The 25,927-nt window shown below is 53.8% G+C and carries 22 protein-coding genes and 1 riboswitch; of the genes, 11 read left to right on the top strand and 11 right to left on the bottom strand.

Annotated elements, in window-relative coordinates:
* Positions 1-2 precede the first annotated feature (2 nt).
* The 3 genes from NUX24_RS08290 to NUX24_RS08280 are packed head-to-tail and all read left to right on the top strand — an operon-like array spanning position 3 to position 3,231.
* A complete protein-coding gene (locus tag NUX24_RS08290) occupies positions 3-1,280 on the top strand; it encodes a nucleoside permease (RefSeq protein ID WP_033145997.1) in 1,278 nt (425 codons plus the stop codon).
* Entirely contained in the window at positions 1,277-2,281 is a 1,005-nt protein-coding gene (locus NUX24_RS08285) for an ADP-ribosylglycohydrolase family protein (RefSeq protein ID WP_257830852.1), read from the top strand. The genes NUX24_RS08290 and NUX24_RS08285 overlap by 4 nt, the downstream gene beginning before the upstream one ends.
* Complete coding sequence (locus tag NUX24_RS08280; RefSeq protein ID WP_257830850.1) at positions 2,278-3,231, top strand: PfkB family carbohydrate kinase; 954 nt, start codon at positions 2,278-2,280, stop codon at positions 3,229-3,231. Before NUX24_RS08285 ends, NUX24_RS08280 begins: the two co-directional genes overlap by 4 nt.
* On the opposite strand, the gene NUX24_RS08275 is transcribed toward NUX24_RS08280, so the two are convergent.
* The 3 genes from NUX24_RS08275 to thiM are packed head-to-tail and all read right to left on the bottom strand — an operon-like array spanning position 3,205 to position 5,561.
* A complete protein-coding gene (locus NUX24_RS08275) occupies positions 3,205-3,951 on the bottom strand; it encodes a GntR family transcriptional regulator (protein ID WP_257830848.1) in 747 nt (248 codons plus the stop codon). The two genes, NUX24_RS08280 and NUX24_RS08275, sit on opposite strands and share 27 nt — an antisense overlap.
* A gap of 42 nt (positions 3,952-3,993) precedes the next feature.
* Positions 3,994-4,794 carry a bifunctional hydroxymethylpyrimidine kinase/phosphomethylpyrimidine kinase gene (thiD, locus tag NUX24_RS08270; protein ID WP_257830846.1) on the bottom strand — a complete coding sequence of 267 codons (801 nt, stop codon included), beginning with the start codon at positions 4,792-4,794 and terminating at the stop codon, positions 3,994-3,996.
* Positions 4,791-5,561, bottom strand: coding sequence for a hydroxyethylthiazole kinase (gene thiM, locus NUX24_RS08265; RefSeq protein ID WP_257830844.1), 771 nt, complete (start codon positions 5,559-5,561; stop codon positions 4,791-4,793). Before thiM ends, thiD begins: the two co-directional genes overlap by 4 nt.
* Before the next feature lie 35 nt (positions 5,562-5,596).
* Positions 5,597-5,693: riboswitch (TPP riboswitch) on the bottom strand.
* A gap of 957 nt (positions 5,694-6,650) precedes the next feature.
* Here thiM and NUX24_RS08260 point away from each other — a divergent pair.
* The gene (locus NUX24_RS08260) at positions 6,651-7,814 is read left to right on the top strand and encodes a YadA C-terminal domain-containing protein (protein WP_257830842.1); all 1,164 of its coding nucleotides are present in this window, start codon (positions 6,651-6,653) and stop codon (positions 7,812-7,814) included.
* 636 nt (positions 7,815-8,450) lie between these two features.
* Positions 8,451-8,912 carry a hypothetical protein gene (locus NUX24_RS08255; RefSeq protein WP_257830841.1) on the top strand — a complete coding sequence of 154 codons (462 nt, stop codon included), beginning with the start codon at positions 8,451-8,453 and terminating at the stop codon, positions 8,910-8,912.
* Positions 8,913-9,256: 344 nt separating this feature from the next.
* On the opposite strand, the gene NUX24_RS08250 is transcribed toward NUX24_RS08255, so the two are convergent.
* Entirely contained in the window at positions 9,257-10,690 is a 1,434-nt protein-coding gene (locus NUX24_RS08250) for a glycoside hydrolase family 32 protein (protein ID WP_257830839.1), read from the bottom strand.
* Positions 10,691-10,706: 16 nt separating this feature from the next.
* Positions 10,707-11,948, bottom strand: coding sequence for an MFS transporter (locus NUX24_RS08245; RefSeq protein WP_047652490.1), 1,242 nt, complete (start codon positions 11,946-11,948; stop codon positions 10,707-10,709).
* A gap of 238 nt (positions 11,949-12,186) precedes the next feature.
* On the opposite strand from NUX24_RS08245, the gene NUX24_RS08240 reads away from it, so the two are divergent.
* The 3 genes from NUX24_RS08240 to NUX24_RS08230 all read left to right on the top strand — a co-directional run bounded on the left by NUX24_RS08240 (position 12,187) and on the right by NUX24_RS08230 (position 16,388).
* A complete protein-coding gene (locus NUX24_RS08240; RefSeq protein WP_257830836.1) occupies positions 12,187-13,194 on the top strand; it encodes a LacI family DNA-binding transcriptional regulator in 1,008 nt (335 codons plus the stop codon).
* A 332-nt stretch (positions 13,195-13,526) separates the two neighbouring features.
* A complete protein-coding gene (locus NUX24_RS08235) occupies positions 13,527-14,903 on the top strand; it encodes a diaminobutyrate--2-oxoglutarate transaminase (protein ID WP_014884533.1) in 1,377 nt (458 codons plus the stop codon).
* Between the two features lie 18 nt (positions 14,904-14,921).
* Positions 14,922-16,388, top strand: coding sequence for an aspartate aminotransferase family protein (locus NUX24_RS08230; protein ID WP_126330746.1), 1,467 nt, complete (start codon positions 14,922-14,924; stop codon positions 16,386-16,388).
* Between the two features lie 36 nt (positions 16,389-16,424).
* On the opposite strand, the gene NUX24_RS08225 is transcribed toward NUX24_RS08230, so the two are convergent.
* The 4 genes from NUX24_RS08225 to NUX24_RS08210 all read right to left on the bottom strand — a co-directional run bounded on the left by NUX24_RS08225 (position 16,425) and on the right by NUX24_RS08210 (position 20,785).
* Positions 16,425-16,940 carry a protein disulfide oxidoreductase gene (locus NUX24_RS08225; protein WP_257830832.1) on the bottom strand — a complete coding sequence of 172 codons (516 nt, stop codon included), beginning with the start codon at positions 16,938-16,940 and terminating at the stop codon, positions 16,425-16,427.
* A gap of 76 nt (positions 16,941-17,016) precedes the next feature.
* Complete coding sequence (locus tag NUX24_RS08220; RefSeq protein WP_257830830.1) at positions 17,017-19,197, bottom strand: polysaccharide biosynthesis tyrosine autokinase; 2,181 nt, start codon at positions 19,195-19,197, stop codon at positions 17,017-17,019.
* Positions 19,197-19,646 carry a protein tyrosine phosphatase gene (locus tag NUX24_RS08215; protein WP_308280936.1) on the bottom strand — a complete coding sequence of 150 codons (450 nt, stop codon included), beginning with the start codon at positions 19,644-19,646 and terminating at the stop codon, positions 19,197-19,199. The genes NUX24_RS08220 and NUX24_RS08215 overlap by 1 nt, the downstream gene beginning before the upstream one ends.
* A complete protein-coding gene (locus tag NUX24_RS08210) occupies positions 19,646-20,785 on the bottom strand; it encodes a polysaccharide export protein (RefSeq protein WP_257830826.1) in 1,140 nt (379 codons plus the stop codon). Before NUX24_RS08210 ends, NUX24_RS08215 begins: the two co-directional genes overlap by 1 nt.
* Positions 20,786-21,277: 492 nt before the next feature.
* Between NUX24_RS08210 and NUX24_RS08205 the strand changes: the two genes are divergently transcribed.
* Both NUX24_RS08205 and NUX24_RS08200 read left to right on the top strand, forming a co-directional pair.
* Entirely contained in the window at positions 21,278-21,610 is a 333-nt protein-coding gene (locus tag NUX24_RS08205) for an RcnB family protein (RefSeq protein WP_023336316.1), read from the top strand.
* Positions 21,585-22,040, top strand: a complete 456-nt coding sequence (locus tag NUX24_RS08200) for a GNAT family N-acetyltransferase (protein WP_235211345.1) — start codon at positions 21,585-21,587, stop codon at positions 22,038-22,040. The genes NUX24_RS08205 and NUX24_RS08200 overlap by 26 nt, the downstream gene beginning before the upstream one ends.
* 93 nt (positions 22,041-22,133) lie before the next feature.
* On the opposite strand, the gene apbC is transcribed toward NUX24_RS08200, so the two are convergent.
* Positions 22,134-23,243 (bottom strand): iron-sulfur cluster carrier protein ApbC, encoded by a 1,110-nt coding sequence (apbC, locus tag NUX24_RS08195; RefSeq protein WP_029740176.1) that lies wholly within the window; start codon positions 23,241-23,243, stop codon positions 22,134-22,136.
* Positions 23,244-23,380: 137 nt separating this feature from the next.
* Between apbC and metG the strand changes: the two genes are divergently transcribed.
* The gene (gene metG / locus NUX24_RS08190) at positions 23,381-25,414 is read left to right on the top strand and encodes a methionine--tRNA ligase (RefSeq protein ID WP_032658904.1); all 2,034 of its coding nucleotides are present in this window, start codon (positions 23,381-23,383) and stop codon (positions 25,412-25,414) included.
* A gap of 31 nt (positions 25,415-25,445) precedes the next feature.
* Here metG and NUX24_RS08185 read toward each other — a convergent pair whose 3' ends face one another.
* Positions 25,446-25,916: a DUF1456 family protein gene (locus NUX24_RS08185; RefSeq protein ID WP_257830821.1), complete on the bottom strand. Its 471-nt coding sequence runs from the start codon at positions 25,914-25,916 to the stop codon at positions 25,446-25,448.
* Positions 25,917-25,927: the final 11 nt, after the last annotated feature.

The raw sequence follows: 25,927 nt of genomic DNA, 5'->3' as shown, positions 1-25,927 counted from the left end.
AAATGAAAACGAAAGTCCAACTGTCATTCATGATGTTTGTTGAATGGTTTATCTGGGGCGCATGGTTTGTGCCGCTGTGGCTGTGGCTGAGCAAAAGCGGTTTTACCGCCGGGGAAATCGGCTGGTCTTACGCTTGTACCGCCATTGCCGCGATCCTCTCGCCGATTCTGGTCGGCTCGTTGACGGACCGCTTCTTCGCCGCGCAGAAAGTGCTGTCAGTGCTGATGTTCGCCGGAGCCATTCTGATGTACTTCGCCGCACAGCAAACCCAGTTCAGCACCTTCTTCCCGCTGCTGCTGGTTTACTCCCTGACCTATATGCCGACCATCGCGCTGACCAACAGTATTGCCTTCGCGAACGTAGATGACGTCGAGGCTGATTTCCCGCGTATCCGCGTGATGGGCACTATCGGCTGGATCGCCTCCGGGCTGGCGTGCGGGTTCCTGCCGCAGATGCTGGGCTACAGCGATATTTCCGACACCAATATCCCGCTGCTGATGACGGCAGCCAGCTCCGCCCTGCTCGGCGTCTTTGCCCTGTTCCTGCCGAATACGCCGCCGAAAAGTACCGGCAAGCTGGACTTCAAAGTGATGCTGGGGCTGGACGCGCTGATCCTGCTGCGCGACAGAAACTTCCTGGTGTTCTTCTTCTGCTCGTTCCTGTTCGCCATGCCGCTGGCCTTCTATTACATCTTCGCCAACGGCTATCTCACCGAAGTGGGGATGAAAAACGCCACCGGCTGGATGACGCTTGGCCAGTTCTCCGAAATCTTCTTTATGCTCGCCCTGCCGTTCTTTACCAAACGCTTTGGTATTAAGAAGGTCTTACTGCTGGGTCTGATTACCGCCGCCATCCGCTACGGGTTCTTTGTTTACGGCGGAGCGGAACAATACTTCACCTACGCCCTGCTGTTCCTCGGCATTCTGCTGCACGGCGTGAGCTACGACTTCTACTACGTCACCGCGTACATTTACGTGGACAAAAAAGCGCCGGTGCATATGCGTACCGCCGCGCAGGGCCTGATTACGCTGTGCTGTCAGGGCTTTGGTAGCCTGCTTGGTTACCGCCTGGGCGGCGTGATGATGGAAAAAATGTTCGCATACAAAGAGCCGGTGAATGGGCTGACCTTCAACTGGGCCGGAATGTGGACGTTTGGTGCAATCATGATTGCCGTGATTGCCGTGCTGTTTATGCTGTTTTTCCGCGAATCGGATAAAGAGATCGCCGCCATTGCGGTGGTTGATGGCGATGCCGCGCTGACACAAGGGGAAGTTAAATGAAACAAGAACGTGTTCTCGGTGCCCTTTACGGGCAGGCGTTAGGGGATGCGATGGGCATGCCGTCGGAGCTGTGGCCGAGAAAGCGCGTCAAAGCGCACTTCGGCTGGATCGACCGCTTTTTACCCGGCCCGGCAGAGAATAATGCGGCCTGCTATTTCAAACAGGCAGAGTTCACCGACGATACCTCAATGGCGCTGTGCCTGGCGGACGCGATCGTTGAGTGCGACGGGGAGATTAACGCGGACGTTATCGGCAAGCATATCCTGAACTGGGCGCTGGATTTCGACGCGTTTAATAAGAACGTGCTCGGCCCGACGTCTAAAATCGCGCTTAACGCGATTCGCGACGGCAAGCCGGTTAGCGAACTGGACAACAACGGCGTGACTAACGGGGCGGCGATGCGCGCCTCCCCGCTGGGCTGCCTGCTTCCGGCTACGCGTCTGGAACACTTTGTTGAGCAGGTGGCGCTGGCCTCCAGCCCGACCCATAAATCGGACCTCGCCATTGCCGGCGCGGTGGTGATTGCCTGGGCGGTTTCCCGCGCTATCGATGGCGAAAGCTGGCAGAACATCGTCGATGCGCTGCCGGGTATCGCCCGCTATGCGCAGGAGGCGAAAACCACCACCTTCAGCGCGTCGCTGGCGGCACGTATTGAGCTGGCGCTTAAGACCGTGCGGGAAGCCAACGGGATTGAGTCCGCCAGCGAGCAGGTGTATCAGCTCGTGGGGGCCGGAACCAGCACCATTGAGTCCGTTCCGGCGGCCATTGCGATGGTCGAACTGGCGGGAACCGACCCGAACCGCTGCGCCATTTTATGCGCCAATCTGGGCGGCGACACCGACACCATTGGCGCAATGGCGACGGCCATCTGCGGCGCGCTCCGCGGCGTCCAGGCCATTGACCCGGCGCTCAAAGCCGAGCTCGACGCCGTTAACCGGCTCGATTTCGGCCACTACTGCAAGAAACTGCTGCACTACCGGGAGCAAAGGGAGGGCGTATGAATTCATTTGCCCAACGTCTCGAAAATCTGCACGCCACGCGCCCGGTGACGGTGCTGGGCGCGGCGGTGATTGACGTCATCGCCGACGCCTACGCCCTGCCCTGGCGCGGGTGCGATATCGAGCTCAAACAGCAGGGCGTGAATATTGGCGGCTGCGCGCTGAACATTGCCATCGCCCTGAAACGGCTCGGCATTGCGTCGCAAAACGCCCTGCCCGTCGGTCACGGCGTCTGGGCGGATATTATCCGCAACGCCATGGCGAAGCAGGATCTGCACAGCGCCATCGAGGCCGAAACCGGCGATAACGGCTGGTGCCTGGCGCTGGTGGAGCCAGACGGCGAGCGCACCTTTATGTCCTTTAGCGGCGTGGAGAACCAGTGGCAGCAGCGCTGGCTTGATGTGCTCAACGTCCCGTCGAACAGCCTGGTCTATTTATCCGGCTATCAGCTCGCCTCGTCGTGCGGCGAGCTGCTGACGCGCTGGCTGGAGGGGTTGCAGGACGTGACGGCCTTTATCGATTTCGGCCCACGCATCGCGGATATTCCCGACGCGCTGATGGCGCGGATTATGGCCTGCAGGCCGATCGTCTCGCTTAATCGTCAGGAAGCGGAGATCGCAGCTGAAAGACTGGATGTCGCGACTGAAAACCTGGGTGTAGAGTGGCAGCATCGCTTCGGCGCCGCGCTGATTGTGCGGCATGATAAAGACGGTGCCGCGTGGTATGACGGTGACGCCTCGGGCGTTGTTCCGGCGTTTCCAGCCACGGTTGTGGACACCATTGGCGCTGGCGACAGCCACGCGGGCGGCACGCTTGCCGGGCTGGCGGCGGGATGGTCACTGGCAGATGCCGTTCTGCTGGGGAATGCCGTGGCGTCCTGGGTAGTCAGCCACCGCGGCGGGGACTGCGCCCCGACTCGCGAGGCGCTACTCCTCGCACACAAAGACGTATAGATCGCTACGACAGTAGCTGATGCTGTACTCAATCGGCCGGTGCTGTTGGTCAAGCGCGACCTGCTTGATCACCAGCACCGGTATTTTTTCGTCCATCTTAGTGTGCGCCTGAAACTCGCTGTCCGGCATGCGGGCGCTAACCCGTGAACGGGTGCGCTGCGGGAAAATATTCTGACTGCGGAAGTAGTCGTACAGAGAAATGCCAATCGCATCCGGATCGGGAATGAGCCCAACCGGCACCCAGGACTCTTCAATCGACACCGCATCGTCATCCACATAGCGAATGCGCTTGAGCAAAAAGACCTCACTTTCCGGAGGGATCGACAGATGGTTTGCGACCTCTTCCGGGCACTTTACTACCCGCTTGTTGACCCACAGCGTATTAGGTTTTTGGCCGCGCAGCACCACCTGCTGGGAAAAGCCGCGCGCCTCTTTCAGCGAATATTCAAAGATGTTGTTGATTTGCGTGCCATAGCCACGGGAACGCGTCACCACGCCCTCTTCCTCCAGCGCCTGCATCGCCTTTCGCACGGTGATGCGCGACACCCCGGTTAACTGGCTCAGATCGCGCTCGCCGGGCAAAATATTCCCGTGCTCCAGCACCCCGCTGCGCACCGCGTTTTTTACCGTTTCGGCAAATTTCAGGTACAGCGGCGTGTTGTCAGGCGCGGCGATCCGTTCATTCAGTTGAGCGATTAACCGGGTATGCGCTTGTTCCATCTCTGTTTTCTCAGGCGTGGTGTTTCCTGCCAGTATACTGGGTTACCACCATGCATGAAAATGATGAACCGGCCCAATACCGTGACCCACTTCCAGAGTATCGGCTTTTGCCAGCGCCGCCGAGAGCCAGGTTTTCGCTTCGCGCACCGTATCGGCCCAGCCGTCATGCCGCGGGCGCAGCGCCGCCAGCGCGGCGGAGAGCGTGCAGCCCGTGCCGTGGGTGTTTTTGGTCTGCACGCGCGGCGCGGTAAAGCGTACTTCGCCGTCGCGGGTAAACAGCCAGTCCGGGCTTTCAGCGTCGTCAAGATGCCCCCCTTTCATCAGCACCGCCCCGCAGCCCATCGCCAGCAGCGCGTATCCCTGCTCCTTCATCTCGCGTTCAGTTTGCGCATGCGATGTGCCCAACAGCGCGGCGGCCTCCGGCAGATTGGGCGTGATAAGCGCCACCTGCGGCAACAGCTTATTGCGCAGCGTCTCGACGGCGGAGGCGGAGAGCAGCGGATCGCCGCTTTTTGCCAGCATGACGGTATCCAGCACCACGTTTTGCACCTGATAGCGCTTAAGCCGCTCCGCCACCGCTTCCACAATGTCCGTCTCGGCCAGCATGCCGATCTTGGTGGTGTCGATGCGCACGTCGCTGAACACTGAATCCAGCTGCGCGGCAACAAAATCCGGCTCGATACGGTAGACCGACTGCACGCCGCGCGTGTTTTGCGCCACCAGCGCGGTAATGACCGAGCAGCCGTACGCGCCAAGGGCCGAGAAGGTTTTGAGATCGGCCTGGATACCCGCGCCGCCGCTGGGATCGGTGCCGGCAATGGTCAGGGCGTTAATCCGTTTCATGGCTGCTCCTCCAGCGTATAGAGCGCATCCAGGAACGCGCTGGCAAAACTGCCTGGCCCGCGTGACTGCGCAACGGCCACCGTTCCGGCTCGCTTCATCCATCCGCAGGCGGCAGTGACGTTATCCATCCGGTCGCCCGGCAGCGAGCAGCTCGCCGCCACAACGGCAGAAAGCGCGCATCCGGTTCCCACTACGCGCGTCATCAACGGATCGCCGCCCGTTACCGTGCGGGTGCGTTGCCCGTCAGTGATGTAATCCACCTCACCGGTGACGACCACAACGGCATTGGTCTGGCGCGCCAGAGCCTGTGCAGCGGGCACCGCGCTGGCTGCGGTATCGGTTGTATCGACACCGCGCCCGCCCGCGCTCATTCCGGCGAGGGCCAGAATCTCGGAGGCATTGCCGCGAATGGCGGCAGGTTTCAGGGCAAGGATTTGATGGCAAAAACGGGTGCGGAACGTCAGGGCGCCCGCGGCAACCGGGTCCAGCGTCCAGGGCTTGCCTGCCGCCACCGCGCTTTCGATTGCCCGACGCATCGCCTGGGCGCGAGGCGAGGTCAGCGTACCAACGTTAATCAGCAGCGCATCGGCGATCCCGGCAAACTGTTCAGCCTCTTCGGCCTCAATCACCATCGCGGGTGATGCGCCAAGCGCCAGCAAAACGTTGGCCGTGAAGGTCTGTACGACATCGTTGGTCATACAGTGGGTCAGCGGAGAACGGGTTCGGAAGTGGTGTAAAACGTGTAAATCGAGCAGGTCAGGCTGCATGGGTTCGCTCCTGCCTTGCGTGAAGAAGCGATGACCGGGAAGGCATCTGACTTCCCTACGCTGGCATTATCCAGATCAGGTAATACGGGTATTTCTCAGCCTTCACAAAGAAGGGCACCCCGAGTCAAATAAAACAAAATCATAAGTTTGCGATTAACGTCCCGTTAATCCCTGTTCTGGATCATGCCAGCGGGAAGCCAAAGACTCAACCTTAAAAAATGCTCTGTGTGCCAGCCTGTGTCCCACGTTGTGGCTCACAGCACCACACACCAAACACCAAACACCAAACACCAAACACCAAACACCAAACACTAAAAATGCCGGATTTCCCCCGCCTCAACAGCACCATTGAAGGCGGCTTCACAAACCTATTTATCTGGATTCTTTATCGTTCCTTACGCCCTTCCCTCTATCGTGGCTTCCTGCGTCTGACAACACTTCTTCTGAGCTGGCGGATTACAGCAATACATTACCTGTCGCCACTCTCGCGATAATACTCCACCACCAGGTGATGCACCTGCTGCTAACAATCTTTTTTGTAATCTTATCAATCTAATTTTCTAATCAAGAAAAATAAAAACATCATCTTTTTCAACATTTTAATCACTGATTTATAGCAATCAAAACACTGTTTTATTGTCGATTAAAAATATTTTTCCCCACATGAAAACATACTTTCATTCAAAACCAATAAATATTTCGGAAAGAATATACTTTCATAAATACATTAATTAACTTTACTGAATGGGCTTTATTTGAACGTTTTACGGACAAAACACATAAATATAATTAATGTATTTTCGATGGACTGGTGTGAGTTGTATTTAATGCGTCATTTCATATCTATATGTATTTATTAGGTTTATTTAATATGTTTCACATAAGGGCATTTTAGCTTTCCGTTCTTTTAGTGATCCAGGTCAATATTTAAATTTATGTATTACAAGATAGTTACTACACGTTACGAAATAAGTGTTTAAACATAAATCACTGTAACTCACATGGAATTACCCGGATATGTCAGGGTGACATATTCTCCCGCCAGGAAAGCGAAATAACCTAATTTATTTATGTGATGAGAGCTTTTAAATGAAAACTACCGTTAATGCTGGTGATAAAACGACTTTGGCTGTTATCGTGTTTGGTTCTATATTCGGTGCTGTAATGGGTAATGCTCATGCTGCTACAATGCATGTAGCTGATGTTACCAATCAAACTAACGGCTTTCTGGTAGAGGCTCAAGAAAACCAGCTTTATGATCTGGATGCTACGCAATCTGGCATTAATGGATTGCAAAACACTACCCGCGATCATGAATTGCGTATTGATGGACTAGTTCAAAACGCAATTAATCAACAAGATCAAATCGATCTTAATCGCCAGCAAATCAATACTGATCGTGCAAATCAAGCACAAGTAAACGCTGATTTAGCTCAAGGCGTTACTGACATCACAACTACAGCTAACCAGGTTAAAGCCGCTGCTAGCGCAGCAGACGATAAAGCACAAGCGGCTATTGATGGTGTTAAAGCTAACGTTGCTGAAATCGACAACCTGAAAACCGATAAAGCTGATCTTGCATCATTGAATAACGAGGTCACGCAACGTCAAGCCGATGTAGCCGCACAAGCTACCACTGACGCTAGCCAAAACGCTCTGATCTCTGACACTGCTAACGAAGCAGCTATTGCTACCACCACAGCTAATAGCGCTACCACCGTTGCAAACAATGCAACAATCGTAGCTAACTCTGCTACAACGTCTGCTAAGGCTGCACAAAATAAGGCTGATGTAGCCTACTCTACAGGCGTATATGCTCAACAACAAGCCGCAGATGCCGCTACCGTGGCTGCTGTTAACAAAGCTGCTGTAGCTAACGTTCAGTCGCGTCAACAAGCACAAGAAACCACTATTCAGAATCACAGCGCACAACTGAATAATCATGAAGAACGTATTACAGCATTGGAAAATGAAAGTAATAACAACTTCCGGAATCTTAAGGATGATGTAGATAACAACCGTAAACGTGCTGCTTTTGGTGTTGCTTCTGTTGCTGCGATGAGCAACATCCCACAAGTAACAGATTCTCAGGCTTTTGCTATCGGTGCTGGCGTTGGCGGTTATGACTCTCAAGGTGCTGTTGCTATCGGGATCTCAGCTCGTATTACCGATCATATCGTCACTAAAGCTTCTGTTGGTGCAGGTTCCTTCGGAGGAGCTACTTACGGGGCTGGCGTGTCTTTCGGTTACTAAGTAAAGCTTTTCATTCTGGCCTCTTCATTAGAGGGTTTCATTACGCTTTTTAAAATAAAAAAACAGTAAAGCACCGATCACACTACAAACTAACCCTGTGGTTTCTGCTTGGCTGGCTGACTTAATTTAATTATTCTGATGATATTGAACATGACAAAATATATTTTATTCTCCGCTATAGTGGCATTAGCCTTAGTGGCTACGGGGATCTTTATAGGTCTAATGTATGCTCAATGGGTTAGATTGTAAGATCGCAACAGGCTAGTTATACAACTTCTACGCCTGACGATTAAACAGCGTATCAAAGAAGGAAGTTTTAATATTAAGGCTAGCGAGTGTGAAGAGATTGCCCTTAACTCTACAGGAGCATATAAACTCATCTGTGCTGATACGGTATTGATATGACTTACTTTAAAAGTTCAGATATAAGGGTTTGGATAGTTTATATAATCTCTGCAGTGAAAATTGCTAAGATTAAGGGCATTATCAAATGAAAAATGGTGATGATTGTAGACCGTAATATTGAAAGTGGCAAATTAGCTTATAGCTTCTTCTCTTCAACAATTTGGAGAGATACAACAGAAGAACAAGTAGAGGCGAGTAAAGCTCCAAAATTTAAATAACGGTGTAGAACATATGAACAAATTGATGACAGTAGTTTTAGCTGTTTCCGCATTAGCGGGTTGTACTTCACAGGCTCAACGTATGGCAGATTGTAAAGCTCAAGGTATTAGCCGTGATGCTTGCTACATTGCTCAACAAAACAGGCAAGCGACTATAAACGCTTCAGCTGAAAAACAAGCAATGGAAAACGCGCAAGCGCTCTATCCAATACAGAAAGCACAATCAGCGCATGGTTTACCTAAAGGCTGTACACAAGTGATGGATGCAGCGGGGCAATGCAATACCAAAACACCAAAAGTGAATAACATCCCTCAGGAAGCCGATCATGTCATGAATAAACCTATCTCTGATAGTGCGGAATATCTGCTTGCTAAAGGCTGGAAACCTAATAATGGGGTATGGAAGAAACAAGGCTATACGCTTTCGCTGACTGTTGAAAATGAAATAGTAGTCAACTCACAACTCAAAAAATGACGTCCCTCTTTCTTAAAAGACTTTAAAGCGAAGTCTAATAGATAAGGCAGCAGTAAGTAAGATTCGTGATTGTCAGTCTTTAGTGTGTTGCTAAAGCCGCCCTTAACAGATGGGCATTTTTTTCAATTTTTCTGAAAGATTATATGATGGTTGATATATTAAGGTCGGGCTTTGGGTGGTAGGCGGTGTTGTGGCCGCGGGTGTAATCGGCTATGGCGCATATTATAGGGCAAAGTGGGCCGCGTATCGGATTGAACACTTGATCAAATGAATCAGGCGACTGCCCTCGCCTGATTCATTTGCCAGTCTTACCCGATACACAAGTCAGAAATGACATAAGCCTTTTATTCTAACTGCCAGGCCCCACCATGAATAAGCGACGCTCCCCCCGTCCAGGCAAACAACGCCAGCTCGCGGCAGCCTGCATCAGGATAGATACGGCTGCTGAGGCACGCCTCACCCTCGTTAACAAACACTTCCACAGACGAGCTATCAAAGAACAGGCGCAGGCTGAGCGCGTCGTTCAGGTTAAGCGCGACGCTTCTGGTGCCGCACAGGCCATACTGTGGATAGTGACGCTCCAGCACCAGGCGCTGCATCTGTGCATCAACATAGACGCGTAACCCGTCGCCAAGACGAATGCCGTATTGCTCCGCGCTGCTATTCGCGCAATCCCATTGCAGAATGACCTCCATCGCATCGCAGTGTTCAACCAGAGTCATCTGCTGGTTATTAAGCGTACTTACCGGCCAGGGGAACCATGCTCCGCGCAGGGTTTCAACTTCTCTGGCCGGCCGCATTTGCAGGCGGTTATCCACACTCAGCGTCAGCTCGCGCGGTAAGGAGAGCATGCCTGCCCAGCCATCCTGCTGTTCCGGCAGGGGCGATTCCCACATGTCCAGCCAGCCGATAACGATGCGGCGGCCGTCAGGAGTCAGGAAGCTTTGTGGCGCATAGAAATCATGTCCGCGATCCATCTCCACAAATTCTCCTTCACGCGCGAAAGGTTTGCCGGGCTGCCACTCGCCCAGCAGGTAGCCACTCTGGAAAAGATTACGATTTTTGAATCCCTCTGCCGCTAGCCCCTGAGGCGAAAACATCAGCACGCGTTTACCGTTGAGGGTGAAAAAGTCCGGACATTCCCACATATAGCCCATCTCTTTTTCAGCCACTGCGAGCACGCCCATGTCCTGCCATTCGCGGAGATCGGCAGACCGGTACGCACGCACCTGGCCCGTATCACCCTCCCGCGCACCAACGACCATGTACCACAACTCCCCTTCACGCCATACTTTCGGATCGCGAAAGTGATGCAGTCCGGGCGGTGTGTCAATGACGGTCCCGTGCCGCACAAAGTGGATGCCGTCACGGCTGGTTGCCAGGCACTGAACCTGATACAGATTGTCCTCATCTCCGGGATCGCCGTGGAATTTGTGGCCGGTGTAGAGCAGCGCCAGCGTGTCGCCATCGACCACCGCTGAGCCAGAAAAACAGCCGTCCTTGTCGTCTGGTCCTTCCGGTGCCAGCGCAACCGGGAGGTGCTCCCAGTTAACTAAATCTTTGCTTCGCGCATGACCCCAGTGCATCGGCCCCCACTGGGTCGAATATGGATGATGCTGATAAAAGGCGTGATACCAGCCGTCAAACCAGACCAGGCCATTCGGGTCGTTCATCCAGCCAGCACGCGCAGCGAGGTGGTAACGGGGATACCAGCGCAGGTTAAGCCCTTCGCGTCTGGCCTGCAGTTCCTGTTCTGCTTTCGTAATTGAATACGTCATTTCTCTACTCTTTCGATCAGATGGTGGAAGGTTGCGGCATGAGCGGGTCAGATGAGGACTTACCCGAGCGCAACAGGAAGATGGAGATAAACGTGGTGCTGAATACCAGTAACCCCATGATGAGATAGGACTGAGCAAAGCCGTATTTCTCATAGCTGTAACCTGCCAGCGGGGACAGCACAGAGGCAATCACCGAGCTTGTACAGGCAAAGCCCACCAGATAGAGGGTGGAAGAGAGCCGCTTATCAAAATGCAGGCTGTTGTATTTAAAGATGGAGACCAGCAAAACGGGCAGCTCAACCGCGTGCAATAGCTTGGTAATGGAGATCAGTACCGGTCCCTCAACCAGACCCGATGCCACCATACGCATCGCCATCACCATTCCGGCGAAAATCAGGCCGTTTTTCGCACCGAGACGATTCACCAGCCACGGGGCGCAAAACATACCCGCCGCCTCCAGGAAAACCTGGAATGAGTTGAGATAGCCGTACATGGCGTTCCCTTCCTGTAACGTCGGGAACTGGGAGGAGAAATAGACCGGGAACTGCTGGTCATAAACGCCATAAATACAGGTGCCGATAACGAAAAACACCAGCGCCCAGAAGCGCGGCAGCGTCAGCAGGCGCAATGCATCCTCCAGCGTGACCTTACCGCCGGATACCGCCTCCTGCATGGCGTGCGGGGCGGAAGAGACCCGGAGACGCGCCAGCAACACAAAAAACACCAGCCCGGCGCAGCTCGCCACCGCGAAGTTCAGCTTTGGATTAATGTTAAACAGGAGCCCCGCAAAAAAGGTTGCCACCGCCCAGCCAAGCGATCCCCACATCCTTGCCTTACCAAACTCAAACTGACTCTGGCGGGCCACGCGCTCGGTATAGGATTCCAGTACTCCAATCCCGCCGTTAAACGTTAATCCGATATAAATCCCGCCGAAAATACTGCCGAGTAACACGTTAATGTGCAGCAGATAGCCAAAAAGCAGGAAGGCCGGACCGGAAAGAATGAGCAGGCTGGTCAGAAACCAGAGCAGGTTTTTTCGCAGGCCGAGTTTATCCTGAATGAAGCCGTAGCAGATTTGCGCGCACAGCGCGGAGACAGACAGTACGGCATAGATGACTCCCGTATCCCCTGCCTTTAACCCCACCTCCTGGTGGAGCCAGATAGAAAGCAGCGAGCCGGAAGAGGACCACGTGACAAAAAAGAAAAACAGTAATGCGCTTAATAAAGGGTAGCTGTGAGAGTGATGCGTTTTCATCATGACATTCTCATGTTGGAGTAATGACAGGATGGTAACGTTAACACTTAAGTTCTCTCATGCTATTTGGTAAAAAATTAAGATGTTAATCACGAAAGTTAACGTTAACATTAAGAGAGTGAGATCGCGATCAAATTTTCATCACTCAGGTAAGAATGGCCTGGCCTGTGCAGCAGCCTTCCTTTTACATCAGCGACTTAGTTGTATACCCTCTCACACAGAGCACTAACGGAGTAACAAGATGGCTTCCCTGAAGGACGTCGCAAAGCTGGCAAACGTATCGCTGATGACGGTCTCCCGCGCACTGAACAGCCCGGAGCGCCTTAAACCGGAAACGCTGGCACGCGTTCAGCTGGCTATCGAGCAGACCAGCTATGTGCCGGATCTGTCCGCCAAGAAAATCCGCGGCGCGCATGCCTCGCCGAAAACCATAGGCGTACTGGCGCTCGATACGGTGACGACACCTTTCTCGGTGGAGATCGCGCTGTCTATTGAAGAGACGGCCAGAATGCACGGCTGGAATAGCTTCGTGATGAATATGTTTACCGATGACAACCCGGACGCCATCGTCGACCTTCTCCTCTCTCATCGGCCTGACGGGATTATCTACACCACCATGGGGTTACGTCGTGTCCCTCTCCCGGCTAAATTACTCACCCTCCCCTGCGTGCTGGCCAACTGCGAAAGTGACGGCGAAAAGGTCGCCAGCTATATTCCCGATGATGAACAGGGCCAATATACCGCCGTGCGGGCGTTACTCACGGAGGGTTATCGACGCCCTCTCTGCCTGCATTTGCCTGAGGGACATCTAGCCACAACCCGGCGCCGACAGGGGCTGGAACGTGCATGCCGAGAAGCGGGGCTCGATCCGGACAGCCTGGCGCACAGCTATATGACGTTAGGGGACGAGCACTATCGTGATATCCCGTCAGTGCTGCTGGCGCACGTGCAGAATGGCATTCCCGGGTTCGACTCCGTTATCTGCGGCAACGACCGTATCGCGTTTATGGTCTACCAGACGCTGCTGGCGCAAGGGCTTCGCATACCAGAAGATGTCGCCGTTATCGGCTATGACAATATGGTGGGTATTGGTGAGTTGTTCCTTCCTCCTCTCACTACGGTTCAACTGCCACACTATGAAATTGGTCGTCTGAGCGCCTTGCATATTATTAACGGTAAAGAGCATCAGAACACCACGTGTGTAGAAAGTCCTTTTTTACTGCGTAATTCCATTGTGCATGCATCATGAGCACCGCTTTTTGTCCATGACGCAGAAACAGGCAGAACTCCCCCCTTTTATGCCGTTCGATGGCACGATTTGTCACACTCTTTTCTGTGACTTTACACACCGGGCAAAGGGCATGTAACGCGCTGATTTTATTTGACATAAAATGCAATTTTCATTTTAAAAATGGGGATATTTCCTCGTTACAGCCCCGTGTCACAAAACAGTAAACAAATTAACCATTGAGCCCCGTGGCAAAAGGCTCTATATTGGCGGCGTTTTTTTCAGGCCCCCATCTGTTTTTTAACTTTTTATTCAATCGTGGCTCATAACGAAGCGGCGGTTGTAGGAGTGATATGATGACGGATAAAGTCCGTATTGACACCGTAGATGCCCACAAAAGCAACGAAACCTATCTGGCCCGTCAGGCCGAGTTTGAATCTAACGTCAGGAGTTATCCGCGCAAACTGCCTTTAGCCATCACTAAAGCAGAAGGCGTGTGGATCACCGATGCAGATAATAAAGAATACCTTGACTGTTTAGCAGGCGCGGGGACCCTTGCGCTTGGCCATAACCATCCTGATGTGCTGAAAAGCATCCAAAATGTCATTACCAGCGGCTTGCCGTTACATACACTGGATCTGACTACGCCTCTGAAAGACGCGTTTTCTGAATACCTGCTCTCTCTGCTGCCTGGTCAGGGCAAAGAGTACTGCCTGCAGTTCACCGGTCCATCCGGTGCTGACGCCGTTGAAGCGGCGCTGAAGCTGGCGAAAAAAGTGACCGGTCGTAGCGGTATCATCAGCTTCTCTGGTGGTTACCACGGTATGACCCACGGCGCACTGTCCGTGACCGGCAACCTGTCTCCGAAAGAAGCGGTTGACGGTATGATGCCAGAAGTACAGTTCATGCCTTACCCGCACGAGTACCGTTGCCCGCTGGGTATCGGTGGTGAAGCGGGCGTGAAAGCACTGACTTACTACTTCGATAACCTGATCAACGACGTTGAAAGCGGCGTGCGTAAACCTGCTGCGGTGATTCTGGAAGCTGTTCAGGGTGAAGGCGGCGTGAACCCGGCTCCGGCTGAGTGGCTGCAGCGCATCCGTAAAGTGACTCAGGAACACGGCATTCTGCTGATCCTCGACGAAGTTCAGGCTGGCTTTGCCCGTACCGGTAAATTCTTCGCCTTCGAACACGCGGGCATTGAGCCAGACATCATCGTGATGTCTAAAGCCGTAGGTGGCGGTCTGCCGCTGGCCGTGCTCGGTATCAAGAAGCAGTTCGACGCATGGGCACCAGGCCACCACACCGGTACCTTCCGCGGCAACCAGCTGGCGATGGCAACCGGTCTGACCACGCTGAAAATCCTGAAAGACCAGAATATCGCGGGCAAAGTTGCCGCTCAGGGCGAATGGCTGAAAGGCCAGCTGAAAGAGATGGCGAAACGCTATCCGGTGATCGGCCACGTGCGCGGTCTGGGCATGATGATCGGTATTGAGATCGTTAAACCACACGAAGCCGCTGACCACATGGGCTGCTTCCCGGGCGACGGCGAACTGTCTGCACTGATTCAGAAGAAGTGCTTCGAAGCCGGTCTGATTCTGGAGCGCGGTGGCCGTAACGGTATCGTTCTGCGTCTGCTGCCGTCTCTGCTGATCAGCGACGAAGAGCTGAAAATCTTCCTGGATAAATTTGAGCAGGCACTGCTTGCTGCGGGCGTTCGCCCGGCGTAACCGGAGTTATTGATTACGATGTCTGATTCAAACCCAATTTTGTTCTCCTCTGCGCAGAGCATTGAAGCTTATCAGCAGGCGATCGAACAAAGCACTCAGGCTGTGATGCAGTGGCTGAAACAGCCTGAGATGTACCAGGGCAAAACGGTCGCAGAACTGCGCGACCGTATTAAGCTGGATTTCAACCCGAAAGGGCTGGGCAACGAAGCGGCGATTGAACGCGCCGTGGAGTTCTTCCTGAAAGACAGCTTGTCCGTTCATCACCCGCAGTGTGTGGCGCACCTGCACTGCCCAAGCCTGGTGGTAAGCCAGGCGGCGGAAGTGCTGATCAACGCCACTAACCAGAGTATGGACTCCTGGGATCAAAGCCCGTCCGCAACCATCATTGAGATCAAACTGATCGAGTGGCTGCGTACCCGCGTGGGTTATCAGGCTGGCGACGCGGGTGTCTTCACCAGCGGCGGCACCCAGAGCAACCTGATGGGCCTGATGCTGGCGCGCGATGCGTTCTTTGCGCGTCAGGGTCACTCCGTTCAGCAGGACGGTCTGGTGGGCGATCTGCGCAAAATTCGCGTGCTGTGCTCCGAAAACGCACACTTCTCCGTGCAGAAAAACATGGCGCTGATGGGTCTGGGCTACCAGTCCGTGGTGCAGGTGAAAACGGACGAATTCTCCCGCATGGATCTGACCGATCTGGCGGCGAAAATTGAGCAGTGCAATGCAAACGGTGAGCAGATTCTGGCGATCGTCGCGACGGCAGGTACCACCGATGCCGGTGCCATCGACCCGCTGCGTGCGATTGCAGAGCTGGCGGCGAAACAGAACATCTGGGTACACGTTGATGCTGCCTGGGGCGGCGCGCTGCTGATGTCTGAGCAGTATCGTCACTACCTGGACGGCATCGAGCTGGTGGATTCCGTTACCCTGGACTTCCACAAGCAGTTCTTCCAGACCATCAGCTGCGGCGCGTTCCTGCTGAAAGAAGCGCGTCACTATGAGCTGATGCGCTATCAGGCGGCCTACCTGAACTCTGAGTTCGACGAAGAAGCCGGCGTGCCTAACCTGGTGTCCAAATCTCTGCAGACCACCCGTCGTTTTGACGCGCTGAAGCTGTGGATGAGCCTGGAAGCGCTGGGTCAGGAGCAATACGCGGCGATCATCGATCACGGCGTGACCCTGGCACAACAGGTTGCGGCCTACGTGAAAGCGCAGCCTGCGCTGGAACTGGTTATGCAGCCACAGCTGGCAAGCGTTCTGTTCCGCTTCCGCGGACAGGTGCAGATGGATGACGCAGGTATCGCCCTGCTGAACCAGAAAATTGGTGATGCGCTGCTGGAATCCGGCCGTGCGAACGTCGGTGTGACCGAGCATAACGGCGTCACCTGCCTGAAGCTGACGCTGCTGAACCCAACCGTGACGCTGGAAGATATTAAAATCCTGCTCTCTCTGGTTGAGCGCACCGCGCAGGAAGTTCTGGCTAAGTAATACAACCCCCTCTTCCGCAGGGAGAGGGGGTTATCTTTATACGCCTGCCCACCACATCCTTAATTTTAAACCCCAGTAACTCGTCCAGCCCGTCGTGGTGCTGACCACATTACCCTTCGACACAATGACCAGCGTCGGCGTTACGCTCACCTGCCACTGCTGCAACAACGCACCGTTTTCATCGTTAATCACCGGCATTTTCAGCTGTTTCTTTTCAACCCAGCGCTCAAGCTTTGCGTTATCACCGGAACGCATGGCAATACTCACAACGTTCCCGCCCTCTTCTGCCAGCTGATTAACAGAAGGCGTCGTGTAGCGGCATATGCTGCACCAGGTGGCCCAGACGTAAATCAGCAGCGGGCGTTCCTGGCTTAGCGCCGAGATATCGTGAACGTTGCCGTCGATGCTCTGCATCGGTGTTGCACTAAAACTGGCGGGGAGTGTTGGTTTTCGATACCGATCAACACCCCACACTACGGCCAGCGTCAGCAGAACGAGTATGATCCCTTCCCGCGTCCAGCGGCGCAGTCGACTTATTTTGCGGTTATCCATTGTGACCTCATGTTTTAACGAAGGTCATCTTAACGGGCAATACGCCATCACGCTGTAAAGAAGTGTCGCGCCAGGTTTACTCCTGGGTATAGCCGTAGTCGTAATGGCTATATTCCGAGTTGTAGTAGAGCACGGCAGATTTCACGATATCATTGAGGATCGCGCCATTCACCTGCACGCCCATTTGCTGCAGACGCTTCAGGCAGTTCTCGATCTCCTTGACGCTGGTTTTACCAAAGCGGGCGACCAGCAGCGTGGTCGCCGCCGCTCTGGCTATCAGCAAGGCATCCGTTACGGCAAGCACTGGCGGAGTGTCGACAATCACGATGTCATACACTTTGTCTATCTGCGACATCACGGCCTGGAAGCGTTCGCTCATGAGCAGCTCAACGGGATGCGAAGGTTGGGGTCCGCATGTCAATACATCAAAACCGCCTTTCTCAACGCGCTGAACCGCCTCCTGCCATTCGACAGCTCCTGCGAGCACGCAGGATAATCCCCGATGATTGCTCAGTTTGAAAACATTGTGGACATACCCCTTACGCATATCCGCATCAATAAACAGCACTCGCTGTCCGGCCTGAGCGGCAATCGATGCCAGTGAAGTGCTGACCAGCGTCTTTCCGCAGTCCTGCGTGGGGCCAGACACCACGACGACCCGGTTTGCGGCATCCATCATGGTAAAATGCAGACTGGTGCGCAGCCCGCGCACTGCCTCGACAAACATATCTGCCGGACGGTCAACGGGCAGAAATGGAACGTTCGACGTCCTGTGCTTCCAGTGGGAAGCACACAGGGTTCTCCTGCGCAGGTGCGTTTTTTTCCAGAGCCACACCGAGCGAGGGAGCGTCGCCAGAAGCGGTATCCCCTGCACTTCCAGTTGTTCAGACGAGGTAATGCCCCGATTAAAGGCTGAGCGCACTAAAACCATGCCGACAGAGAGCATCAACCCCATCAGCATGCCCAGTACGATTATGAGCGCTTTGTGCGGTTTAATCGGATCTGGCTGCGCTACGGCCGTGTCAATAATCCGCACGTTCCCGATAGCGCTGAAACGCGAAATACTCAGCTCTTGCTGACGCGTCAGCAGCTGCAGGTATATGGTACGCCCGGATTCAACGTCACGACTCAGCCGTAAGATTTCCTGCTGCGTGGAAGGCATGGTTGAGACGCGATTATTCAGGCGCGCACGCTCGCGTTCAAGCGTTTGCTTTTTCTCCCGCAAGGCACGGTAGGTGGGATGGTCCTTTTTGAAAAGTTGTGAAACCTCTGCTTCGCGGAACGTCAGCTCGTTAAGCTGGTTTTCCACGTTAACAACCTGATCAAGGACTGACTTTGCTTCCAGAGATAAATCGACAGAATCGCGTTGCTCTCTGTAGGCATTCAGACGCGCTTCAGCTTCATCCAGCTCCCGGCTGATCTTAGGTAATTGATCCTGTAAGAACGTTAGGCTGCGGGAATCTTTCGCTTCCTGGCGCGCAATATTCTGGCTGAGAAAATTTTCGGCAATGGTATTTAGTACCGTAGCGATTCTGTCGGGGTCTTCACCCATTAACGTTAATGCGATCATACCGCTCTGTTTCGCCGACTCAACAACCGTAAGCCTGTTCTGAATGGCGTTGATCGCGTCAAGCCTTGTGACGGTTTCGAGGTTAAAACGGGTGCCTGGTTCCGCGCTGAGGGATGTCACCAGAAGCGATATTCCGTCTTTAACCAGCGTTTTCCCCACGATGCCGTTTGCCTCAAACGTTTTTCCCTCAAGACGATACCGCCCTTTTTCCTCTACGGTGAGTAAAAGCTTTTGTGGCTTACCTTCCAGAAGGGGAATAGTCAGCGCGCCAATCGTTATTTCATCGGATTTACATCCCCGCACGTGTTCCCACAACGGCCCGATGACAGGAAACACGCGTCGCCTGGCGTTATACGTCAACCCTAATTGATCAACGGTCTCTCCCAGAATCATCCGTGATTTAAGGAGTAAAAGTTCCGGCGCGACCTCTGGCGAGAGTTCAGACCCGAACGGGGTCAGGTTCTTGAGCAGCGAGTTATTCTGCTTCGCCTCTACCTGTACCAGGGCATCAGCCTGATAAACTGGCTTGGCGCTGAACGCATAGATACCCGCGCATACCGTGAACAGGAGCGTGACGCACGCGATCGTCAGCCGGTTATCAAACATCTCAGCAAGCAACTGAAGAAGATCGATTTCATTATTCTGCGGTGTCGCAGCACTATATTTGTCTGATTTAGAAGACGACATTACGGCTTCATTCCTTGTTGACTCAAACGACGAGCCCATTCCTGACTGGCTTTCCCCAATTGCTTGAAAACATATTCATAGACTTCGCGACTTTTGCGATACGGGTCAGGAATGTCCCTGCTTTCCAGCCATTGTCCAAAGAGCAGCGATTTTCCCCGGTTCTCCGGGGCCATTGTGGCAATGAAACGGAGATGTTCCGGCTCCATTACCAGAATCAAATCGGATTGTTGCAGCAGGCTGCGCGTCACCTTTCGGGCAACATGTCCTTCCAGCGAAACGCCATGACGCCGGGCGACAACCTGCGCAGCCGCATCCGCCGGTTGCCCTTCAAGCCCCAAAATACCTGCCGATGTCACCTGCTTGCCGGGTAATTGCTGGCGCAACAGCCGCTCACCCATCGGTGAACGGCAAATATTGGCGGTGCAGATCACTAAGATTGACTGAAACATTACTGCGGCCACGATCTGATGTAACGAACGGTTTCGGTCAGGTCATGGACGCCGCTAATGGTAGGCACCAGTTGGGTGATCACGCGATTCCAGCGTGATAACGGTGCCGTAGTGACGTAAACGATGTCATACGGCTCCAGCTGGAATTCCGTACCCAGCACCATGGCTGACGCATCTTCCGCATTCAGTTGATAGATATTGGCAATTTTGTCCGTGTCGCCTTTTTTAGATACCTGCCGAATAACAAAAATGCCGGTTGCATCGGCCATATTTTGGTTAAGTCCACCGGCATTTCCCAGGGCTTCGGCCAGCGTCATGCCGCTACGATCCATCTTAAGCGTGCTCTGCTTAACCACCTCGCCCATCACGAACACTTTCAGCGCGTCGTTCCGGGGAATAAACAGGATATCGCCCGGATAAAGCAGCTTATTTTGAGTCAAATCGCCATGCTGCATCAGCGCATAGAGCGAAAGGCGGGAGTCCTTGCCATCATGCGTGAGCACGACGTTACGCCAGTCGGCATCCGCAGAAAGCCCCCCGGCGGCGTTAACCGCATCCATCACCGTCAGTGGAATATTGGTTATGGGCTGTTGGCCCGATTTTTCGACCTCTCCGGTGACATAGGCTTTTTGGGAACGGAAGGCGGCAATGCTGACGTCCACCTGCGGGCTCTCAATGACTTTATCCAGTCGCTCTGTAATCTCTTCACGTACCTGTGAAACCGTTTTTCCCGCCACTCGCAGCTTACCGACGTAGGGATAAAAGAGCGTACCATCGGCGTTGACCCAGTTGCCTGCATCGCTTGCGCTACGATATTGTCCCGCGGGCGTCGTTAATTCAGGGTGATCCCAGACGGTAACCGTCAGTATGTCGCCTGTGCCAATACGGTATTCCCAGTTTTTGATCTGCTCATCCAGATTAGGATTTGCCTGAGATTTCGATACGGTCGGACGCAGCTTTTCAATCAACCCCGGCGTTAGTGGAAAAATTTCCACGCGCTTATCAAGCTGATAATTAACTTTTTCCGCCGCAATGACTTTTTTTCCGGACACACTTAAGTTCTGGCCGGGGGAAAATACACACCCCGTTAACTGACTAACAGTGAGAAATAACAGCGAAAATGCAGTTGTACTTTTCATTTGTATAAATATTTCTTTTTAACGTTGCGTTTATCGTCAATCTTGCAAAAAGATCAAATCTAACATCATGAAATTTAATTGATTATTTTCATAAAACATGAAATCCTGACATTATCAAACGTGGCAAAACTGCTCTCTAAAACTAAAAAACAAAATTGATACTCATCCCTGTAAAAAAAGAGAAGTAAGATTGTTTCGCCCGAAGGCAATATTAAATCCTCTTCAGCAGGAAAGCATTCATACAACAGTCCAATTTTGACGTTAAAAACCATTTTCAGAATTGATTGTTGAAATAATAAATATTAAAAATATAAAGCGCAGATAATATTCACTGAAATGATAAACACCATCCCATTCGACTACACAAAACCGTCCACTTTTGTTACATTTTTTTTCAAACATCCCCTGCATTGATACTTAAAATGGACTGTCTGCTCCGCTTTGCACGGCCCGCAGGCGAAAAGTATCTGTAACGATATCACTGGAGAAAAAATGGCTAAGCGTAAATTGCTGCTTCTGGGTGTATTACTGTCTCTGGCGGGATCCGCTTTCGCAGCCCCGCAAACGGCCGCTGCGCCATCCGGCATCAAGGCCTATGAAGAACAAGAGTTCATCGCGGACTTCACAAAATTCAAGATTGGCGACACGGCGCCGGCGCAGTATCAAACGCCGGAGTACACCATCAAACAGTACCAGCTGCGTAACCTGCCGGCTCCGGATGCCGGAACCCACTGGACCTACATGGGTGAGAACTACGTGCTGATTGGCGATGCTGATGGCAAGATCTACAAAGCCTACAATGGAGATATTTTCTATCACCGCTAACGCAATTCTGATTCGCCCCTGGCAGGAAAGCGATCGCCCTTTCCTGCGCACGCTCTACCTCCACGCCCGGCGTGAAGCCTGGCCATGGCTGGACGGCGCAGACTGGCAGCTTGAAGATTTTGACGCGGCAACCCGTGACGAAGTGATTTGGGTTGCTGTTCAGAACGGTCATCGCCTGGGTTTTGCCTCCGTCTGGACGAACGATAATTTCCTGCACAACCTGTTTGTCGATCCGCAGTATCAGAGCCTGGGCGTCGGGCATGAGTTGCTTGAGCACGTACAGAAGACGTTTACCAGTACGGGTTCGCTTAAGTGTCTGGTGAAGAATGCGCGGGCTATTGCGTTTTACCAGCGACACGGCTGGCACATCGAGGCAACGGGTGATTCTCCGGACGGAGAGTATTATCTGATGCATTATCGGCTTGGGTAAAATCAGGTGGCGCTTCGCTTACCTGACCTGGAAACCCAAACTTCGTAGGCCGGGTAAGGCGAAGCCGCCACCCGGCACTGAAGCACAGAGGAATTACACCGCGCGGAACGCGATTTCCCCCGGGATGATTTCGCCCTGCCAGTAGAGCTGCGCCGCAACGCGTCCTGCCAGCTGGCGATACATTTCCGCGAACTCGCTGTCCGGACGGCTGACCACCGTCGGCTTTCCGCTGTCCAGATCTTCACGCAGGGTAATGTGCAACGGCATCTGCCCCAGCAGCTGAGTGTGGTACTTCGCGGCCAGTTTTTCTGCACCACCCGTACCGAAGATAGGTTCGTGGTGACCGCAGTTGCTGCAGATGTGCATGCTCATGTTCTCAACGATACCGAGCACCGGCACTTCTACCTTCTCGAACATCACGATGCCTTTTTTGGCGTCAATCAGCGCGATATCCTGCGGCGTAGTCACGACGACTGCACCCGTGACCGGAATGTTCTGCGCCAGCGTCAGCTGAATGTCACCGGTGCCCGGCGGCATGTCCAGCACCAGATAATCCAGATCAGGCCACATCGTCTCCTGCAGCATCTGCAGCAGCGCTTTGCTGGCCATCGGGCCGCGCCAGACCATGGCGTTATCGTCAGTCACCAGGTAACCGATGGAGTTGGTCGCCAGACCGTGCGCCATAATTGGCGCCATGTGGGTGCCGTCCGGCGAGGTTGGGCGCTGGTTTTCCGCGCCCAGCATGTTCGGAATAGACGGACCGTAGATATCCGCATCCAGAATGCCGACCTTTGCCCCTTCCGCAGCCAGCGCGAGCGCCAGGTTAACGGCGGTAGAAGATTTCCCTACCCCGCCCTTGCCCGAGCTGACGGCAATGATATTTTTCACGCCATTCACGCCAGGCTGGTTTTTCACGCGCTTCAGCGTGGCGATGCTGTGACTCAGCTTCCAGTCGATCGCCTTCGCGCCGGTAATGCGCAGCAGCTCAGAGCTGGTCTGCTCTTTCAGCGCGTCAAAGGCGCTGGTCCAGACGAACGGCATCTGCAGCTCAATGTGCAGGGTATCGTCCAGCCAGGCAACGTGGTGTAACGCTTTCAGCGTAGTGAGATTGTGCTTCAGGGTTGGATGCTGAAAGTTAGCCAGCGTCCCGGCGACCATTGCTCGTAAGGCTTCCGGTGATTTGGCCTGGGATTGAGAACTCATCCCGACTCCTTTGTTCTTGTGAATAAGACCTTAGATGAACAAGTTTACCTGAAAGGCCATGGTTTGTGCTTACTTAATAATGCCCCTTTTGGTAATATCAAAAACCCTTTTCACAGTTAAAAGAAGTAATGCCTACTATGACTCAAGTCGCGAAGAAAATTCTGGTAACGTGCGCACTGCCGTACGCCAACGGCTCAATCCACCTCGGCCACATGCTGGAGCATATCCAGGCTGATGTCTGGGTCCGTTACCAGCGAATGCGCGGCCACGAGGTTAACTTCATCTGTGCGGACGATGCTCACGGCACGCCGATCATGCTGAAAGCGCAGCAGCTGGGGATCTCCCCGGAGCAGATGATTGCCGAAATGAGTCAGGAGCATCAGACCGATTTTGCTGGCTTTGACATTAGCTACGACAACTATCACTCCACGCACAGCGACGAAAACCGCGAGCTGTCTGAGCTGATCTACACCCGTCTGAAAGAGAACGGTTTTATCAAAAACCGCACCATCTCTCAGCTCTACGATCCGGAAAAAGGCATGTTCCTGCCGGACCGTTTCGTCAAAGGCACCTGCCCGAAATGTAAATCCCCGGACCAGTACGGCGATAACTGCGAAGTGTGCGGCGCAACCTACAGCCCGACCGAGCTTATCGAGCCGAAATCCGTGGTTTCCGGCGCCACGCCTGTGATGCGTGACTCCGAGCACTTCTTCTTCGACCTGCCGTCCTTCAGCGAAATGCTGCAGGCGTGGACCCGCAGCGGCGCGCTGCAGGAACAGGTGGCGAACAAAATGCAGGAGTGGTTCGAATCCGGCCTGCAGCAGTGGGATATCTCCCGCGATGCGCCGTACTTCGGCTTTGAAATCCCTAACGCGCCGGGCAAATACTTCTACGTCTGGCTGGACGCGCCAATCGGCTACATGGGCTCTTTCAAGAACCTGTGCGACAAGCGTGGCGACACCGTCAGCTTCGACGAATACTGGAAGAAAGATTCCACTGCCGAGCTGTACCACTTCATCGGTAAAGACATCGTTTACTTCCACAGCCTGTTCTGGCCGGCAATGCTGGAAGGCAGCAACTTCCGCAAGCCAACCAACCTGTTTGTTCACGGCTACGTGACGGTGAACGGCGCGAAGATGTCCAAGTCCCGCGGGACGTTCATTAAGGCCAGCACTTGGCTGAACCACTTCGACGCGGACAGCCTGCGCTACTACTACACCGCGAAGCTTTCTTCCCGCATCGACGATATCGACCTGAACCTGGAAGATTTCGTGCAGCGCGTGAACGCGGACATCGTCAACAAGGTGGTGAACCTCGCCTCCCGTAACGCGGGCTTTATCGCCAAGCGTTTTGACGGCGTGATGGCGGCTGAACTGGCTGACCCAGCCCTGTACAAAACCTTTACCGACGCGGCAGCCACCATTGGCGACGCGTGGGAAACCCGTGAGTTCGGCAAAGCCGTGCGCGAAATCATGGCCCTGGCCGACCTGGCGAACCGCTATGTGGACGAACAGGCACCGTGGGTTGTCGCGAAACAGGAAGGTCGCGATGCCGATCTGCAGGCCATCTGCTCCATGGGCATCAACCTGTTCCGCGTGCTGATGACGTACCTGAAGCCGGTTCTGCCGCAGCTGGCAGCCCGCGCTGAAGCGTTCCTGAACACCGAACTGACCTGGGATGCCATGGCGCAGCCGCTGCTCGGCCACAAGGTGAACACCTTTAAAGCGCTGTACAACCGCATCGAGATGAAGCAGGTTGAAGCCCTGGTGGAAGCATCTAAAGAAGAGGTTAAAGCGGCTGCGGCACCGGTGACCGGCCCGCTGGCAGACGATCCGATTCAGGAAACCATTACCTTTGACGATTTCGCCAAAGTCGACCTGCGCGTGGCGCTGATCGAAAACGCGGAATTCGTGGAAGGTTCTGACAAGCTGCTGCGCCTGACGCTGGATCTGGGCGGCGAGAAGCGTAACGTCTTCTCCGGCATCCGTTCTGCGTATCCTGACCCGCAGGTGCTGATCGGTCGTCAGACCGTGATGGTGGCGAACCTGGCACCGCGCAAAATGCGCTTCGGCATCTCTGAGGGGATGGTGATGGCTGCAGGCCCTGGCGGGAAAGATATCTTCCTGTTAAGCCCTGATGAAGGCGCGAAGCCTGGCCAGCAGGTGAAATAACAAAAAAGCCGGAGATAATCTCCGGCTTTTTTTATGGTTTCGGGTGATGCACCCGGTGGGTCAGCCCGCGCAGGAAATTACGCAGGAACTGGTCGCCGCACTCGCGGTAGTTTTTATGATCCGGCGAGCGCATCATGGCGGTCACTTCCGGCACGGATACGCGGTATTTTTGCTCCGTCATGATCGCCACAATATCGTCCGTTTTCAGCGAAAACGCGATACGCAGCTTTTTCAGCACCGTGTTGTTGTTCACCCGACGCTCCAGCGCCAGCTCAGGCGCGGCAGGATCCTTGCCACGCTTATCGTAAATCAGGCCATTAAGGAAACCCGACAGAATGATGTCAGGGCAGCGGACAAAGCCCTCTTCGTCTTCTTTGGTCATCCACGTGTCAAAACTCGCAGACGTGGATTCCATGTCGGACAGCGCAAGAATGCGCACCATGTCGTTATTGTTCGCTTTCAGGGTGTAGCGCAGGCTACGAAGAATATCGTTACTTAGCATAGAGCCTTCGA

This window comes from Enterobacter sp. HG048 (genome assembly GCF_024702055.1).
Taxonomy (GTDB): domain Bacteria; phylum Pseudomonadota; class Gammaproteobacteria; order Enterobacterales; family Enterobacteriaceae; genus Enterobacter; species Enterobacter dykesii.
This window is presented reverse-complemented; position numbering and strand designations above follow the sequence as displayed.

What these genes read in the sequence shown, in the direction of transcription:
- NUX24_RS08235 (WP_014884533.1), top strand. Translation starts at nt 13,527, where the DNA reads ATGATGACGGATAAAGTCCGTATTGACACCGTAGATGCCCACAAAAGC.
- NUX24_RS08215 (WP_308280936.1), bottom strand. Translation starts at nt 19,646, where the DNA reads ATGTTTCAGTCAATCTTAGTGATCTGCACCGCCAATATTTGCCGTTCA.
- NUX24_RS08290 (WP_033145997.1), top strand. Translation starts at nt 3, where the DNA reads ATGAAAACGAAAGTCCAACTGTCATTCATGATGTTTGTTGAATGGTTT.
- NUX24_RS08245 (WP_047652490.1), bottom strand. Translation starts at nt 11,948, where the DNA reads ATGATGAAAACGCATCACTCTCACAGCTACCCTTTATTAAGCGCATTA.
- NUX24_RS08230 (WP_126330746.1), top strand. Translation starts at nt 14,922, where the DNA reads ATGTCTGATTCAAACCCAATTTTGTTCTCCTCTGCGCAGAGCATTGAA.
- apbC (WP_029740176.1), bottom strand. Translation starts at nt 23,243, where the DNA reads ATGAGTTCTCAATCCCAGGCCAAATCACCGGAAGCCTTACGAGCAATG.
- NUX24_RS08205 (WP_023336316.1), top strand. Translation starts at nt 21,278, where the DNA reads ATGGCTAAGCGTAAATTGCTGCTTCTGGGTGTATTACTGTCTCTGGCG.
- NUX24_RS08260 (WP_257830842.1), top strand. Translation starts at nt 6,651, where the DNA reads ATGAAAACTACCGTTAATGCTGGTGATAAAACGACTTTGGCTGTTATC.
- NUX24_RS08280 (WP_257830850.1), top strand. Translation starts at nt 2,278, where the DNA reads ATGAATTCATTTGCCCAACGTCTCGAAAATCTGCACGCCACGCGCCCG.
- NUX24_RS08220 (WP_257830830.1), bottom strand. Translation starts at nt 19,197, where the DNA reads ATGTCGTCTTCTAAATCAGACAAATATAGTGCTGCGACACCGCAGAAT.
- NUX24_RS08185 (WP_257830821.1), bottom strand. Translation starts at nt 25,916, where the DNA reads ATGCTAAGTAACGATATTCTTCGTAGCCTGCGCTACACCCTGAAAGCG.
- thiM (WP_257830844.1), bottom strand. Translation starts at nt 5,561, where the DNA reads ATGCAGCCTGACCTGCTCGATTTACACGTTTTACACCACTTCCGAACC.
- NUX24_RS08225 (WP_257830832.1), bottom strand. Translation starts at nt 16,940, where the DNA reads ATGGATAACCGCAAAATAAGTCGACTGCGCCGCTGGACGCGGGAAGGG.
- NUX24_RS08240 (WP_257830836.1), top strand. Translation starts at nt 12,187, where the DNA reads ATGGCTTCCCTGAAGGACGTCGCAAAGCTGGCAAACGTATCGCTGATG.
- thiD (WP_257830846.1), bottom strand. Translation starts at nt 4,794, where the DNA reads ATGAAACGGATTAACGCCCTGACCATTGCCGGCACCGATCCCAGCGGC.
- NUX24_RS08200 (WP_235211345.1), top strand. Translation starts at nt 21,585, where the DNA reads ATGGAGATATTTTCTATCACCGCTAACGCAATTCTGATTCGCCCCTGG.
- NUX24_RS08250 (WP_257830839.1), bottom strand. Translation starts at nt 10,690, where the DNA reads ATGACGTATTCAATTACGAAAGCAGAACAGGAACTGCAGGCCAGACGC.
- NUX24_RS08210 (WP_257830826.1), bottom strand. Translation starts at nt 20,785, where the DNA reads ATGAAAAGTACAACTGCATTTTCGCTGTTATTTCTCACTGTTAGTCAG.
- NUX24_RS08255 (WP_257830841.1), top strand. Translation starts at nt 8,451, where the DNA reads ATGAACAAATTGATGACAGTAGTTTTAGCTGTTTCCGCATTAGCGGGT.
- NUX24_RS08275 (WP_257830848.1), bottom strand. Translation starts at nt 3,951, where the DNA reads ATGGAACAAGCGCATACCCGGTTAATCGCTCAACTGAATGAACGGATC.
- NUX24_RS08285 (WP_257830852.1), top strand. Translation starts at nt 1,277, where the DNA reads ATGAAACAAGAACGTGTTCTCGGTGCCCTTTACGGGCAGGCGTTAGGG.
- metG (WP_032658904.1), top strand. Translation starts at nt 23,381, where the DNA reads ATGACTCAAGTCGCGAAGAAAATTCTGGTAACGTGCGCACTGCCGTAC.